Source organism: Marinomonas sp. AWM4_232 (assembly GCF_056158325.1).
This window is the reverse complement of record NZ_JBSWTA010000001.1, coordinates 3,853,427-3,869,031: the sequence shown is the minus strand read 5'-3', so window position 1 is coordinate 3,869,031 and position 15,605 is coordinate 3,853,427. Positions and strand designations below refer to the sequence as shown.

Sequence of the window (15,605 nt, the reverse complement as noted above, 5' to 3'; positions counted from 1 at the left end):
CATATACAGTCAGCTTACTTAAATGAATGGATTGGTTCTGAATGCTATTCACCCATTTGCCCGATGAGATCTTTCAGGCTCTGTCGGGCTCCAATAAAGCGCTTATAGAAGCCGTACTATTTGATCTTTCTGACGTGTTCTATGATCATGCAGAAGATCCTATAAAAGAAAAGTCAGCCATTATTGAAGCGATCGAAGATTCGCTCCATAAACTTGATACCTTAGCATGGCATGACGATCACAAAGATGGGTTTGATTCACCTAGAACGATCCATGAATATGCGTTGCGTATCTATCATCGCTTAGTGAATACAGGCTGGCTGATAGAAGAACAAGAGTTGTATCGTGTTAGTGTGCTGATGTCACCTCAAGTGTCGATGTTGTTGCGATCGCTCGTTGAAATTAGCCGTCATGGTAAGCGTAACTATGGTGCAACAGTACTTAGTATTCTGAGTAACCTTGAATCCGTTGCTAACCATCCACTTGATCGTGGTGTTACCCTTAGCCAAACCGCTGAGGCAGCCCGTGAATTCTCTGCCCATCTAAACCAAATTCTATTAGGCATTCGAAGCCTTCAGCGCGATTTGTTTGCTAAACGCGATCCTAAAGAGATTGTGGCAGGCTTTTTTGATTTATTTGTCGAAGGCATCTTGATTGCTGACTACAAAACTATCAAAACCAGTAATAACCCGTTTCGATTCCGCCGCCAAATTCTAGAGCTAACCCAAGGCTTCCTAGCTGAGCCAAGTTTGATGGGGAATATCGCGCAATGTTATGCAGATCAACAGTTGATCTCTGTGGATCTAGCTCTAGCAGCAGTCGAGAAAGACTGTCGTGATATTATTCAAACATTTAGTACGATTGAGCAGCGTTTAGAACGTATTGACGAATACCGTTACCGCCTTGAAAAACGTGCTGCCGATACCGCGCGATACATGGACTCATCTCGTCCTGGTTTGGCAAATAAAGTGGCCGGCATTATTACGGATGTGGCCAAGTTTGATAGTTTACCGGTATTGAAAAATGTGGTCGGCACAAAAATCGTGGGTGTAGAGTCCAGTGCACAACCAATGAAGCGCCGTGAGCCACCTCCACCGAGGGTTATTACACAAGCAGAAGTATCTCAGTCGGCCATTGCCTTTAGGGATCGTCAGCGACGCTTCCACGAAGCGCGCCAAGTGAGTGTTACTAAGCTACAAGGCTATTTGGATCGTCAGTTATCAGAAAAAACTGCGATGCATATCTTAGATTTCACAATTGAATCTGTAGAAGATTTTGTTTGTTTTGATCACCTTCGTTACATTGGCTCTTTAGGGATCAATGCAAAGCGAATCGAAAAATCATTTGATGTGATCTTTACCGATCAATTTATAAACGTTCGCGAATTTGTCGAATGTAGAGAGTTTAACGTAGTGCGCAGGAGCAAATCGAATGCTTAGAGAATTAAAACGGGTCGTAGAAGAGTCCGGTAAAGACCCACAAGAATTTCAGCAAACTGCGAACTACTTATTGGCAAACCAATTTGTCAGCGCTTTCAAACATGGTCAACGACGTCATTTTTTGTTGGTTGAAATGTACCAGCAGTATTTTGGCAATCTATTCGACGCACTTGGTATGAAGCTTTACGTTAATGAAAATGAGCGTCTTGCTGGGCTTCTGCCAGTTGAGCGTGAAGCATTTGTTCGCTTAAAGACGGATGAAACCTTATTTTTGTTGGTGTTGCGCCAAATCTACGAAGAGAAAGTTGAAAACTTTGAAATCGACAATGGTTTCGTGGCGACAAATAGTGTGGCTATTCTCGAACGTTATGTTCAGTTAGTGAAACGTGAAATCCCGACTGAGACGCGTTTCAAAGATATTCTTACACTGTTCAGCAAACATGGCGTGATTATTCGTGGTAAGGCCTATGAAGAAGATGCCAAAAATCTAATGATCAACATTACACCAGTCGTACGCTTAATTGTAACTGAAGCGTATCTTCGCCAGTTGGAGTCGTTCAATGGTGCGGATCCAGAAGAAGATGAAGTGCTAGACGAACAAGTTGAGCAAAACCCAGACGAATCGCAAGTGACGCAATAGGAATTAGAATGAAAAAGTTAAATCGAATTGTTCTGGTAAATTGGTACTTGCTGGGTGCTGAAGAAATTAACGTTCGTGGCAATACGGCCATCATCGGTCCGACTGGTTCCGGTAAATCTTCTTTGTTGGACGCTATTCAGACAGTGCTTACTGGTGCGAGTAAGCGTCACTTAAACTACAACGCCAGCGCTAACGACGGTAAAGCATCAGGGCGAAGCATCCGTTCCTATATTCTGGGTATGATTGACTCTGGCCAAGCCAGTGAAAAAGTCAACGGCGTGCAAACACGCCAAGATGCTATTTCATACCTTGCACTGGTGTTTGAAGACTCAAACACTGGTAAAGAGTCAACGGTAGGACTTTGTCTATCTGCATCGCTAGCAAGTCCAGAAGAAGATGTGCTTGGGCGCTTTGTACTGTCGAACTACGGTGTTCGTCGTGAAGATTTCATCGAAACTCTAGGCGAGAAACAATACAAGGCGAAGCCTTGGCCAGAAGTTCGTGAAGCAATGAAAAAGGTCTGCTTGGATCCGTACATTAAGTCAGGTAGTGCTTCTGCAACACAGTACATGAATCGTTACTTGGAAGAGTTGAGCCCAAGTTCTGAACAGCTGATCACGTTGGATTCGTTCCTTAAAAACTTCAAGAACGCTCTTAAGTTTGTTCCGATTGCATCGCCCACTCGATTTGTTCAAGACTTCGTCCTAGCCGAGCAGCCTTTGCAGGTAGGGGCTTATCAAAAATCATTGAGCGAATATCGTCAGCTTGAAGCCAAGACGCAAGAAGTTGCAAAGCGTATTGATGATCTTAAAGCCATTCAAGTTGAGTGTGAGAAGAAGCACCAGCAAGAACAGACGGTCGTGAACTACCAGTGGATTGCAACAGAGGCCCGCTTCGATCAGCTTGGTAGCAAGCAAGACGAGATTCAAGATCAATATGAAAACTTCAAAGAGCGTGAAGAAGAGATCGAAGAAGAAATCGTCGCCCAAGCGAACTTACTTAAGCAGTTGCAAACGCAGCTGGTTCGACTTGAGCAGCAATATGAGCATTCTGATGTTGGTCTGAAGCTACAGCAGCTTGAACAGAGTAAAAAACTGCTGACGTTGGAAGGTCAACAAGACCGGAAAATGGTGATTCAAGCTCATCAAGTCATGCAATTGCTGTCAGCGTTGCAAGTATTTGATGATGTCTTATCCAAAGAAATTAAAGAGCTCATTACTGAAGCGCAATCTTTAGTGAGTTCTATTGATAGTGAAGGTAACATTTTAGGCAGTGCGAAAGCGGTAAGTCGCTTACTGGCTAAAATCAATGATGCCTTAGATGAAGGTAAGGGCGCTTTATTCCAACAGCGTACACAGCTAAACCGTAATATCCTGAATCTAAAAGATGAGTGCCGCCAGCTTGAAGCCGATGTCTCATCTCTAAAAGGTGGCTCAAGTCCTTTATCACCCAATGTAAAACGCCTGATTGATCTATTAGACCAAGCCAACATTAAGGCGACACCACTTAGTCATTTAGCAGAAGTAACGGATCACAAGTGGCAAGATGCCATTGAAGGTTACTTGGGTAGCCAGCGTGAAGCACTGATCGTGGAGCCAGATGACGCAGAAGAGGCGATTCGTATTTTCCGTGCCCACCGTCGTCAGTTAATGGGCTGTCGCGTGATTGATACCACGCAAACGCGCCTATGGTTGAATCGTGGTGATCAAAACTCTGTTTTGCGTTTTATTCGTTGTAATAATGATCATGCTCAAGCTTACTTGAATCGCCGTTTAGGTGGTATCAAGCCGGTCGATACTGAGCGTCAACTGTTACGTGAAGACAGTGCTATGACTGCAGATGGCATGTTAAAGCTGTCCGGTACGATTTCGACAATCCGCTTCATGCCTCATATGATGGTGGGTATCAATACCGACGGCATGCGTCAGTCTCGAGAAGCGCAATTGCAACAATTGAGCGGCGAATTGATGGATTACATGAAAACGGACCAACGACTAGAGCAAGCTGACTCTATGTTAGGACGTGTTATGGCAGCTAATCAATTTGACGCAGAAGCACTTCAGGAAGCCGGTGTTGCCAATACCCGTATTGCCCAAGACCTCGCTGATGTAGAAGCTCAAATTGCAGCATTACAGCAACGTGATGATACAGATTTGCAAGAACGTATTGATAGCTTAAAAGAACGTATTCAATCGATTGAGCTTGAGCGCAAGAAGTTAGACCGTGAACGTCAGCAGATCGCTGAGCAATATGGTTCTTTGAACACACAGAAGAACCAACTCGCTGAAGCGCTATCAGCGTTGGATGAAGAGCGTACACGCATTACCTCTAGTCCATTGTTTAATGCCGAGTACGCTAGTGAACGCTATGACCTGCTTGAATCCAGCATGGTCAACGGTGCAGCGATTTACAAAGAGGCTATGAGTCGTTCTGAAAAAGCGACTGAAAAAGTCAAAATGTTTGATCAGAAAGTTCGTAAAGAGGTGGCTGATCACTATGCTAAATATCACAATAGTAGTTTGGATGATGATATTCAGCTTGATTACCTCGAATCAAAATTTGAAGAATTCGAGCATTATGTGACTTATCAGATCGACTTGCTAAGTGAAACGGAATTGGCGAAATACGCTAAACGTGCAGAGCTTGCTCGTCGTGAAGCCGAAGAAACCTTCCGTAGTGACTATGTGTCGAAATTGAAGGACTCTTTGGATCAGGTGGCTTTGATCATCAAAGAGTTGAATAATAGCTTGAAACGACGTCCATTTAACCAAGAGGTGTATCAGTTCCGTTTCTACCCGAACGGTGATATGAAAGATATCTTGGATTTAGTGGCGAAATTCAGTGACCATGATCAAGCTAATGTTGGTGGATTGTTTGATCCTGAGCAAACAGGTGATCCAGAGCATGCGAAAGCGATCGCTGTTATCCAAGAACTGATTAGCGATGAAGAGAAGCAGAAAGATTTAGCGGACTACCGTAAGTTTTATAACTTCGAAGTCGATATCTTAGATTTAGATGGTCAGAAGAAAACAACATTGTCCCAGCGTATACAGACGGGTTCTGGTGGTGAGCACCAAATTCCGTTCTACTTGGCGATTGCCGCGGCACTGTCTACCACTTATCGTCTCCATGAAACAATGGATGGTGATATTGTTGGTGGCTTCTCATTGGCGATGTTTGATGAGGCCTTCAACAAGATTGATATGGCGAAAACATCCACTTGTATGGGCTTTATGCGTGATATCGGTCTACAAGTGATTGCGGCGGCACCGGATGATAAGCGTGCAGTGATGGCAGCCAATATGGATACCATTATCAGTGTGTGGCGTGAAGGTGGAGCGGTATCGATTGATGTTGCTTACCCACAACAGCGTGGTAAAGCCTTGCTCAGTGGGGACCATGAGTTGGATAATGAAAACAGCGCAGACCAAACAACGGTTGCAGCAGAGTAAACGCAGTGCGTGGAGTTAGTATGAGCGTAGAAAACGAAATCAGTGAAACCATTCAGCGAGCGTTTAATGTTCACCACATTGAGCTAGAAAACGAAAGCTACAAGCACAATGTCCCAGAAGGGAGTGAGTCCCACTTTAAGCTGACTTTAGTGAGTAATGTGTTTGAAGGGAAGCGTGCGGTGCAACGCCATCAATTGGTATATGGTGCTTTAACTGATCAAATGAAGAAAATTCATGCCTTAGCACTACATTTATATACAGACGAAGAGTGGGAAGCTCGCCGTTATGAATCCCCGCAATCGCCAGATTGCATGGGAGGGCATTAATTAAATGGAAGAGTACATTAGCATATGAGTATTACGGTCATTGAAAAAAAAGCAAGCGGTACAGTTGAAATTCGAATAGAAGGAAGTTTTGATTTTTCCTTATTTAATGATTTTCGTACATCATATGAGAGTTTCGTTGGTAGCCATTACGAACGATTCGTTATTAATATTGAAAGTGTTGAGTATTTAGATAGTGCCGCACTAGGAATGTTATTGAGTATGAAAGTAGCGCTCGGTGAAAATATCGAAATCCGGATAGACGGCGCTAATGAGTTCATTCGTAATATTTTGATGATCTCTCGTTTCGACAAAAGATTCTCGATAACTTAATTAGTGAACTCGATTTAAGAAATGTGTGCCATTACGGTGCGTTTTGAATCTTTAGATGAGTTATCTTACATATTGCTTGTTTCAGAAAACTTGTGATTTATCTATTTTATGGCTGTTTAAAGTAACAATTTCATCAAAAAGGTTCATTTATTGACCGTGATGCTTTATGGTGCACGCTCTTAAAATATGATGGATATTTTTCATGGCTTTAAGCACAACCCCAACGCTTTTTCAGCGTTACATGAATGGCAGCCTTGTGTTGCAAATTATTGTTGGCATCGTTTGTGGTGTTATTTTAGCTACGATTTCGCCCAGTACTGGGCAGTCCGCTGGGATATTAGGTAGTTTTTTTGTTAAGGCATTGAAGGGCATTGCGCCTGTTCTTGTTTTCTTACTTGTAATTGCTTCTATTGCAAATCACAAGAAAAATCAGCAAACACATATTAAACCAGTCTTGGTTCTGTATATTCTCGGGACGCTTATTGCTGCGGTAACAGCAGTTATGTTCAGCTTTGTTTTTCCCAGTGAATTAAATTTGATTGCAACGGACTTAAGTCGTGCGGCACCAAGAGGTATTGGTGAGGTGCTGCATACCCTTGTATTTAATATGGTTGATAATCCGGTTAATGCTCTAGTGAATGGTAATTACATTGGTATATTGACCTGGGCAATCGTAATCGGGATTGGTCTACGACAGGCCTCTGATACCACAAAAGCGTTGTTACAGAATTTGGCCGATGGGATTACGACTGTGGTAGGGTTTGTTATTCGTCTAGCGCCTTTTGGGGTATTTGGCTTGGTAGCTAATACCATTGCCACGACAGGATTTGAGGCACTGTTTAGTTACTCTCATCTTTTGGCTGTGTTGGTTGGTGCTATGTTATTCATTGCATTAGTGACTAACCCGCTATTAGTCTTCCTAGCGACTCGTCAGAACCCATACCCACTCGTTTTTCAATGTTTGAAATCCAGTGGCATCACCGCATTTTTCACACGAAGCTCAGCGGCGAATATACCGGTTAACATGGCCCTTTGTGAAAAGCTTGGTTTAGACGAGGATACCTACTCCGTATCGATTCCACTTGGTGCGACGGTCAATATGGCTGGGGCAGCGATCACCATTACAGTATTAACTCTAGCAGCAGTGAATACTTTAGGCATTCCTGTTGATATGGGGACTGCCATTCTTCTTAGCATCATTGCTGCGGTGTCCGCTGGTGGTAGTTCTGGTGTGGCAGGTGGTTCTTTATTGCTGATTCCTTTGGCGTGCAGTCTTTTCAATATTCCTAATGATATCGCCATGCAAGTGGTTGCGGTCGGATTTATCATTGGTGTTTTACAAGATTCGGCAGAAACAGCGTTAAACAGCTCAACAGATGTTTTATTCACTGCTGCTGCTTGTCGACGCGTATAATATTCACCTGGCCGACAATGTTTTTGAAAGCGAGCGCTAAGCTCGCTTTTTTAGTTTTATCAATCATTGATACATGGTGATCATACAGCCTACCTTAATTCTAGACCTGATCATAATAACTTATTGACCTGTAGGGACTGTATCGAGTTATGCCAATATGCTATTTTGTGATTAGTTCTTATTAACCCATTGTCATGGTCGACTGTTTGTTTACGCCATGATTTGCTTTATGGATCAAGCGTCGCATGCGTAAAAATGATATTTACTTTACCCCATATTCAGGCCCAGCAGGTGGTTGGGGGGCATTAAAAAGCACCACTAAACACTTATTAAAAAGTAGAAATGCCACTAGAAATATTTTTACTCTCCTTAAGACAAATCAGCCGAAAGGCTTTGATTGTCCTGGTTGCGCATGGGGAGAAAAGCACGATCCCGCCAAAATACGGTTTTGTGAAAACGGTGCTAAGGCCGTAAATTGGGAAGCAACTTCTCGTAAAGTCGGTGCAGAATTTTTTGCTCAGCATTCCGTAAGTTGGTTAAAAGAGCAAAGTGACTATTTTTTAGAATATCAAGGACGACTTACAGAGCCAGTGCGCTATAATTCGGATTCAGACAAATATGAACCGATTACTTGGTCTGATGCGTTTGCATTGATTGCCAAACATCTTAAGGCGTTGCCTTCGCCGCATCAAGGCGCGTTTTATACCTCTGGCCGAGCGAGCAATGAAGCAGCGTTTTTATATCAATTGTTTGTTCGAGCTTTTGGCACCAATAACTTTCCTGATTGTTCGAACATGTGTCATGAAGCCAGTGGTTATGCGTTAACAAGTAGCATTGGCGCGGGTAAAGGGACTGTCACGATTGATGACTTTGAAGAAGCGGATTGTGTGTTGGTATTCGGGCAAAACCCTGGTACAAACCATCCGCGCATGCTTGATACTCTGCGAGACTGTGTCGAAAATGGCGCTCAGGTATTAACGTTTAATACCTTAAAAGAACGTGGGTTAGAACGATTCCAGCATCCGCAGAACCCAGTGGAAATGCTGACAAATTCCTCTAAACCGCTCAATACCGCTTATTTTACACCGAAACTGGGTGGAGATATGGCGGTGATTCGGGGCATGGCCAAACATATACTTGAACGCGAAGACGCAGGAGAAAGTCTGTTAGATTGGGCTTTCTTAAAAGAGCATACGCAAGGCTATGAGGCCTACATTGAGCTCGTGCGCGAAACGTCATGGTCTAAGATTCTGGAGCAATCAGGACTTAGCCGTGATGACATTGAGTATGCGGCTAATCAATATGCCAATGCAGAGCGAGCCATTTGCACTTGGGCGATGGGGGTGACTCAACATTACCACTCCGTGCCCACCATCCATGAAATCATCAACTTCTTAAGCTTGCGTGGCAATATCGGCAAGCCTGGGGCAGGGGCATGTCCTGTTCGTGGTCACAGTAATGTTCAAGGTGATCGTACCATGGGGATTAACGAAAAGCCGAACCAAGCATTACTTGATAGCCTTGAGAAGCGCTTTGGCTTTAAGCCGCCCCAAGAACACGGATACGCAGTGGTTGATACCATTCGGGCGATGAAGGAAGGCAAGGTTAAAGCCTTTATTGCCTTGGGTGGTAACTTTGCTGCAGCAACGCCTGATACGCAAGCGACAGCTGAAGCGCTTCAACAATGTGATTTAACCGTTCAGATCAGTACCAAACTAAACCGATCCCATCTAATTACGGGTAAAGATGCTCTGATTTTGCCTTGTCTAGGACGTACTGACATAGACCTTCAACAGAACGGTGAGCAAGCTGTTACCGTGGAAGACTCATTTAGTATGGTGCATGCATCGGGTGGTGTCATGGAGCCTCTGTCATCGAAAATGCGTTCAGAGCCATGGATCATCGCCAGTATGGCTCAGGCGACACTAGGGGAGTTTCCAATAGATTGGATGGCGACTGTTGAAGACTACGACAATATTCGAAATATGATTGCCGATGTCTTCCCTGCCTTTACGGGATTTAATGAAAAGATCAAGCAAGCTGGAGGCTTTTACTTAGGTAGTCACCCACGTGAGCGCATATGGGACACCCCAGCTGGAAAAGCCATAATGCACTCCCATGATCTACCCATCAGCATTTTGCCCCTTAATGCGAGTAAGATGATGAGTGATCAATCCTTAGTTCTGCAGACCTTACGCTCTCATGACCAATACAATACGACTGTTTACGGTATGAATGATCGTTACCGTGGTATCAAAAACGAGCGACAAGTGTTGTTTATCAACCCATCTGACATCGAGCGTTTAGGGTTCGAAGCAGGGCAGAAAGTAGACCTATTTTCTTTGTGGGATGACAAAGTAGAGCGCACAGCCAAAGGCTTTAAACTCGTGCCTTACGATATTCCAGAAGGAAATATCGCGGCTTATTACCCTGAAACCAATCCGCTAGTACCTTTAGATAGTATCGGGGAATTCAGTGATACACCGACTTCAAAAAGCATCGGGGTGGACCTTAAGCCGCACGTCGAAAACAATAATCGTATCTTGTAAAAAACTTTCCTAATAACTTGAACAGCCGGCTCCTAACAACTTTTTAGGAGCTGGCAACTTCAAGATCCCACTTCTTCAAATTTACATGTCAGATTTAATCTGAACTCATACAATTAATTTAAGTAATTTCTTTACGAATAATATCTGCACCAGCCGCCAAGGCTTGCAGTTTACCTCGTGCTACTTCGCGTGGAAGCGGAGCCATGCCGCAGTTAGTGCACGGATAAAGCTTATCTGCATCAACATACTTCAACGCTTCGCGAAGTGTTGCGGCGACATCTTCTGGTGTTTCTATGGTGTGGTTAGCCACGTCAATTGCCCCCACCATGACTTTCTTGCCTCGAACTAGCTCCATAAGCTCCATAGGGACATGCGAGTTATGACATTCCAGCGAAATGATATCGATATTTGAGGCTTGTAATTTCGGAAATATTTCTTCGTATTGACGCCATTCGGTACCTAATGTCTTTTTCCAATCTGTATTGGCTTTAATGCCATAGCCATAACAGATATGAACGGCGGTTTCGCAATTAAGCCCTTCGATTGCCCGTTCAAGGCAGGCAATACCCCAAGCGTTCACCTCATCAAAAAAGACATTAAACGCAGGCTCGTCAAATTGGATAATGTCCACCCCCGCGGCTTCCAGCTCTTTTGCCTCTTGGTTAAGGATTTTTGCAAACTCCCACGCCAGTTTTTCACGATTGTGGTAGTGGTCATCGTAAAGGGTATCGACCATAGTCATCGGACCTGGTAAAGCCCATTTGATAGGTTGTTTGGTTTGTTGACGTAGAAACGTTGCATCATCGACAAACACAGGTTTTTGTCGAGACACTGGTCCAACCACAACAGGTACACAGGCATCATAGCGGTCGCGAATTTTGACCGTTTTGCGGTTTTCAAAGTCCACTCCATTTAAGTGCTCAATAAAGGTTGTCACAAAATGCTGACGTGTCTGCTCGCCGTCACTTACGATGTCTGTACCCGCTAAAAGCTGCTCTTGAAGTGCGACACGTAGAGCATCTTGTTTCCCAGCAATCAGTTGGTCTCCTTCGAGTTTCCAAGGGGACCAAAGCGTTTCAGGCTCCGCTAACCATTCTGGTTTTGGCAGGCTACCTGCGGTAGATGTTGGCAGTAGTGTTTTCATATTCCGTTGCTCTTATCAGTGTGAATTTCTTAGTTGTCAATTACAGACCAAAGTTGGCCGACCATTGGTTCAGAATCGTTTGATAAGGCTTAATAAAATGCTCCTCAGTAAACTTTCCTTGTTTGACTGCCAATTGGCTTCGTTCCTCTCGGTCGTATTCGATCTGAGTGAGCGAGTGATCAGGATGTTTTAGGCTGGGCTTGAATCGCTCGCCAGCGGCAGCGTTGGCATTGTAAATCTCCGGACGATAGATCTTTTGGAAGGTTTCCATCGTGCTAATAGTGCCAATAAGTTCTAAGTTGGTGTAATCGTTAAGAAGATCACCAAAGAAGTAGAACGCCAGCGGCGCGGAACTGTTGGCAGGCATGAAATAGCGCACCTGTAATCCCATTTGTTTGAAATAGGTTTCTGTGAGCGAGGACTCATTTGGAATGTATTCAAAGCCGAGAATAGGGTGTTTATTTTCGGTTCGCTGATAGATTTTGGTTTCAGAAACGCTTAAACAAATCACCGGCAGCTTGCTGAAATGTTCTTTAAAAGTTGAAGACTGAACAAAGCTCTGAAAAATCTTGCCGTGTAGCGCACCAAAATTATTGGGAATACTAAAACCCTGTTTATCTTTATTGTGTTCTTGTAGCAATACGCTGAAATCGTAGTCGCGCACATAAGATGAGAAATTATTGCCCACTAAACCTGGAATGCGCTCATTTGTTCTTTGATCAACGATTTCCGTTTTAAGAATCTCAATGGTAGGAAAGGTCTGGCCATTTCCAGTCACATCAATATCCACCGACACAATATCAAGTTCTACAGAGTAGCGATCATCCGTCGGGTTGTCCCAGTTGGCCAGAGCATTAAAGCGATTATTGATCATTCGTAACGTATCACGAAGATTGGCCTCGCGACGTTTGCCACGCGCTAGATTGGCGAAATTTGTTGTGATACGTGTGTTTTCGGACGGCTGATAGTGCTCATCAAACCGAATAGTACTTACTGAAAATTCAAATGCTTGGCTCATGCTCAACTCTTCCTATCTTATGGGGATCGCACCCAGTTAGACTTCCTGCCTTCTTTGATCTGTTAAATTCTCCAGAAGTCAGTTGCTGTGATGTGTAGGAATACAGTAGTTGGAAATTAATTATGAGTAAAATTTGTTGTTTTCAGTATAACATGAGTAAAATTGATTTTGGGTCATCTAAACGATTAACATCTAGATAGTTGCTGCAATCACTCTTATTGGCCTGCTGTTCGTCAGAGGGCTTCATCTACAATGATAATTGGTTGGTCTTGAGAGCAGCGTTCTATTCGAGCTGAGACGTTGTATGCTTGCTTAATACTCTTGTTTGACAGTGTCTCGAATGCACTGCCTTGCCCTAAGATTTGCTCTTTCCCTAGTAACAATACTTGGTCACAATGACGTATGGCTAAGTTAATATCATGACTGATTAATAGGGCAATGCTATGACTTTCATGTACTTCTTTTTTAACAGCTTCAAGAACTTGAATCTGCCAGTTCAAATCTAAGGCACTAGTCGGTTCATCCAACAAATACAGTTTAGGCCGGCGTACTAAAGCTTGAGCTAAACTAACCATTTGCTTTTGACCACCAGAAAGTTGATGCATAGCTTTCATTGCTAAATGCTCAATGCCAAGAGAGATAAATGTCTCTTCAACCCGCTCTTTAGCCTGTCGACTAACTTTGCTGCTCGCTGAGCTTAATACGACTTCGTAAGCTAGAAGGTTACTTCCTTGTGGTAACGTTTGAGGTACATAGCCAATCTTCTGTAATCGTTGGTTTTGGCTCATACTGTTTAACTCGATACCACCCAGTAAAGCATTCCCTTTGTAAGTATTAAGTCCAGCCAACGCTTTTACCCAAGTGGATTTTCCGACGCCATTGGGCCCAAGCACAGCAACTAAAGAGCCTGGTTGGATGTCACTGAGATTAACATCCTGAAACAGAAACCGTTTACCATAGCCTATGCTGAAGTTGCGTATCGATAACTGCACTAGTGAGCACCTCGTTTTTGATGTTGATAAATTAATGCCACAAAGACAGGTATGCCGACTAATGCAGTGACCATCCCGATAGGTAGAATCAGCCCTGGAATGACTGTTTTACTAGCGATGGAAGATAGAGATAGCAATAAAGCACCAGTGAGGATGCTACCGATTAAGAAAAAGCGATGACTTTCTCCAACTAGCATTCGAGCGATGTGAGGCGCGACAAGGCCGATAAAGCCAATTTCACCTACGAATGAGAGAGCTGTGGCCGTGAGCAAACTTACCCTGAGCAACGTTATTATGCGTAAACGCTGAACATTAATGCCCATGCTAACAGCGTGTTCTTCACCGCTACGAAGTAAGGTCATGGACCAACCGTTTCTTAAGCTAAGTGGTATACATGCTAGTAACACCGCGCCTACTATTAATACTTTTGGTATATCTGCTCGAGATAAGCTGCCCATTGTCCAGAAAACAATTTGTTGTAATGCTCCTTCATCAGCAACGAATTGTAGGATACCTACCAGCGAGTTTAAGCCAAACATCAAGGCAATACCAAATAGCAAAACACTTTGAATACTGCCTCCCAATGTGCTGGAAACAATTAAAATTAAAAGTGATGCCAGTCCTGCTGAAATAAAAGCAAATACAGGTAGAGCAAAGGTATGACTGATACCGAATTGACTGGTATCTAAGACAATTGCAATAGATGCTCCAAATGTCGCAGCGGCACCGACACCAAGAGTAAAGGGGCTAGCAAGTGGGTTGTTGAGTACGGTTTGCATTTCTGCACCAGCGAGCCCTAAGGCACCACCGACTACAATTGCCATGAGTGCATATGGAAGGCGTACATCCCAAATAATGACTTGTTGTGCTACTGGCAAACTATCTGGATTGATTAACCCTTGAAGCAGGGTTGCTACAGTGAGTCCAGACGGGCCTTGTATCAAATCGATAATGAGCGCAACGAAAGTGCTGACAAATAATCCGGACACCAAAATGAAGCGCCATCGAATATGATCTTGATAGCGCTTAGCAAGGGAAGCGGTTGAATTGTGCGTAGCTATAGAACGAAATTTAATCATGGCTATCGTTTGTGACGCTTACCCAATAAGCTCCAGTTTGATCAATGGCTTGGAATTCTTTAAAAATTCTTGCCAAAGTTGCTTCAGGGTCAAGATCAGCAAATAGCTCTGGGTAAAGCCATTTGGCGATACGCTGAACAGCTGCAACATTGAGTGGGGAGTTATAAAAGCCATGCCAAATTGCATGGGCTCGGCCATGCTCTGCTGCATTCAAATGCTGGAGGTTTTCTCGTTCTAAAGCTTTGCGTAGTGATATTCGAGCGTCTGCTTCAGGGGTGCCTGCTCCTAACATTACATAAGGGTGCTCAATGATTTCTCCATCCTCATTGGACATACCTTTAGAACCCACAGCAGTAGCAATATAGACATCGGGCTGATTGGTAAGGAGGTGCTCTAAATTCATAACACCAGCGCTGCCAGGAACAATACTTTTGGCGATATTTTCTCCTCCTGCATGATCTACAAAGTCCGCCATCATTCCTCTAACCATAGTTTCACAGCATTCATTCAAAACACCTACACGACTATGAATAAATACACGCTGTTTCTCTTTAGCAGCAGAAAGTCCTGTTCTTACTTTGTCGAGTTCTTGCTGGTAAAAATCAAGAAATCGATCAGCTTGAGAGCTTTTATCAAATATTTGACCTAACAGACGAATGCTTTTGGGTGTATTAGCTAGCGGACTTTTACGGAAGTCGATGAAAACAACACGAACACCTGCTTTTTCAAGTTTTGCAATAATGTCGCCATGGCGAGCGTTTGGGCCATGTCCATCTAAGCTAAAAATGGCTAAATCTGCTCCCAACGCAATGGCTTTTTCGACACTGAAACTGTGAGCTGTTGTTTTACCGATGATAGGAATACTGTCGATGTTTGGGAATTTATTTCGATAGGCAATGTAGGTACCAAAGTCGATGTATTTGAGGTCAGAAAGCATTGCGGCAATGTTGGCAGTGGGGTCTTGAGGCAACAGTACTGAAAGGGCATTGAGATACCGACTATCGCCTAATATTACGCGCTTAGGCGTCTGCTCAAAGGTAATCTCTCGACCCGCTAAGTCTTGTACAGTGAAATGCTTAGCTTGTGCTAGAGAGATGGACATACACAAGCTTAAGCTTGCGAAAAGCATGGTTAGCAAAGAGCGGTAAGACAATAAGGTAAACATGGTAGGCTCAACCCATTTGATAAGATTAAAAAAGCCAAGCTTTCCACGTAGAAAGCT

General features: G+C 43.6%; 12 protein-coding genes. 7 read left to right on the top strand and 5 right to left on the bottom strand.

Features of this window, described 5'->3' with window-relative positions; all coding sequences use genetic code 11:
• Positions 1-41 precede the first annotated feature (41 nt).
• From ACXAC1_RS18295 to ACXAC1_RS18265, 7 genes are all read left to right on the top strand, one after another.
• Entirely contained in the window at positions 42-1,439 is a 1,398-nt protein-coding gene (locus ACXAC1_RS18295; protein WP_475063370.1) for a Wadjet anti-phage system protein JetA family protein, read from the top strand.
• A complete protein-coding gene (locus tag ACXAC1_RS18290) occupies positions 1,432-2,079 on the top strand; it encodes a DUF4194 domain-containing protein (protein WP_475063368.1) in 648 nt (215 codons plus the stop codon). Before ACXAC1_RS18295 ends, ACXAC1_RS18290 begins: the two co-directional genes overlap by 8 nt.
• A gap of 8 nt (positions 2,080-2,087) precedes the next feature.
• Complete coding sequence (locus ACXAC1_RS18285; protein WP_475063366.1) at positions 2,088-5,531, top strand: SbcC/MukB-like Walker B domain-containing protein; 3,444 nt, start codon at positions 2,088-2,090, stop codon at positions 5,529-5,531.
• Positions 5,532-5,551: 20 nt separating this feature from the next.
• Entirely contained in the window at positions 5,552-5,857 is a 306-nt protein-coding gene (locus ACXAC1_RS18280) for a BolA family protein (protein ID WP_475063364.1), read from the top strand.
• A gap of 24 nt (positions 5,858-5,881) precedes the next feature.
• Positions 5,882-6,187, top strand: coding sequence for an STAS domain-containing protein (locus tag ACXAC1_RS18275; protein ID WP_475063363.1), 306 nt, complete (start codon positions 5,882-5,884; stop codon positions 6,185-6,187).
• A gap of 202 nt (positions 6,188-6,389) precedes the next feature.
• Positions 6,390-7,601, top strand: a complete 1,212-nt coding sequence (gene sstT, locus ACXAC1_RS18270; RefSeq protein WP_475063361.1) for a serine/threonine transporter SstT — start codon at positions 6,390-6,392, stop codon at positions 7,599-7,601.
• 245 nt (positions 7,602-7,846) lie between these two features.
• On the top strand, positions 7,847-10,150 hold the full coding sequence (locus ACXAC1_RS18265; protein WP_475063359.1) for an FdhF/YdeP family oxidoreductase: 2,304 nt from the start codon (positions 7,847-7,849) through the stop codon (positions 10,148-10,150).
• Between the two features lie 118 nt (positions 10,151-10,268).
• Here the strand turns inward: ACXAC1_RS18265 and ACXAC1_RS18260 are convergent, their stop codons facing one another.
• The 5 genes from ACXAC1_RS18260 to ACXAC1_RS18240 form a co-directional block, all read right to left on the bottom strand.
• Positions 10,269-11,294 (bottom strand): methionine synthase, encoded by a 1,026-nt coding sequence (locus ACXAC1_RS18260; RefSeq protein WP_475063358.1) that lies wholly within the window; start codon positions 11,292-11,294, stop codon positions 10,269-10,271.
• Positions 11,295-11,334: 40 nt separating this feature from the next.
• Positions 11,335-12,312, bottom strand: coding sequence for a DUF1852 domain-containing protein (locus ACXAC1_RS18255; protein WP_475063357.1), 978 nt, complete (start codon positions 12,310-12,312; stop codon positions 11,335-11,337).
• A gap of 233 nt (positions 12,313-12,545) precedes the next feature.
• Positions 12,546-13,304 carry an ABC transporter ATP-binding protein gene (locus ACXAC1_RS18250; RefSeq protein WP_475063356.1) on the bottom strand — a complete coding sequence of 253 codons (759 nt, stop codon included), beginning with the start codon at positions 13,302-13,304 and terminating at the stop codon, positions 12,546-12,548.
• Positions 13,304-14,383 carry a FecCD family ABC transporter permease gene (locus ACXAC1_RS18245; protein ID WP_475063355.1) on the bottom strand — a complete coding sequence of 360 codons (1,080 nt, stop codon included), beginning with the start codon at positions 14,381-14,383 and terminating at the stop codon, positions 13,304-13,306. Before ACXAC1_RS18245 ends, ACXAC1_RS18250 begins: the two co-directional genes overlap by 1 nt.
• A complete protein-coding gene (locus ACXAC1_RS18240) occupies positions 14,376-15,548 on the bottom strand; it encodes an ABC transporter substrate-binding protein (protein WP_475063353.1) in 1,173 nt (390 codons plus the stop codon). The genes ACXAC1_RS18245 and ACXAC1_RS18240 overlap by 8 nt, the downstream gene beginning before the upstream one ends.
• Positions 15,549-15,605 lie beyond the last annotated feature (57 nt).

Coding starts and splice junctions, on each gene's coding strand:
- ACXAC1_RS18295 (WP_475063370.1), top strand. CDS start 42: ATGCTATTCACCCATTTGCCCGATGAGATCTTTCAGGCTCTGTCGGGC.
- ACXAC1_RS18290 (WP_475063368.1), top strand. CDS start 1,432: ATGCTTAGAGAATTAAAACGGGTCGTAGAAGAGTCCGGTAAAGACCCA.
- ACXAC1_RS18285 (WP_475063366.1), top strand. CDS start 2,088: ATGAAAAAGTTAAATCGAATTGTTCTGGTAAATTGGTACTTGCTGGGT.
- ACXAC1_RS18280 (WP_475063364.1), top strand. CDS start 5,552: ATGAGCGTAGAAAACGAAATCAGTGAAACCATTCAGCGAGCGTTTAAT.
- ACXAC1_RS18275 (WP_475063363.1), top strand. CDS start 5,882: ATGAGTATTACGGTCATTGAAAAAAAAGCAAGCGGTACAGTTGAAATT.
- sstT (WP_475063361.1), top strand. CDS start 6,390: ATGGCTTTAAGCACAACCCCAACGCTTTTTCAGCGTTACATGAATGGC.
- ACXAC1_RS18265 (WP_475063359.1), top strand. CDS start 7,847: ATGCGTAAAAATGATATTTACTTTACCCCATATTCAGGCCCAGCAGGT.
- ACXAC1_RS18260 (WP_475063358.1), bottom strand. CDS start 11,294: ATGAAAACACTACTGCCAACATCTACCGCAGGTAGCCTGCCAAAACCA.
- ACXAC1_RS18255 (WP_475063357.1), bottom strand. CDS start 12,312: ATGAGCCAAGCATTTGAATTTTCAGTAAGTACTATTCGGTTTGATGAG.
- ACXAC1_RS18245 (WP_475063355.1), bottom strand. CDS start 14,383: ATGATTAAATTTCGTTCTATAGCTACGCACAATTCAACCGCTTCCCTT.
- ACXAC1_RS18240 (WP_475063353.1), bottom strand. CDS start 15,548: ATGTTTACCTTATTGTCTTACCGCTCTTTGCTAACCATGCTTTTCGCA.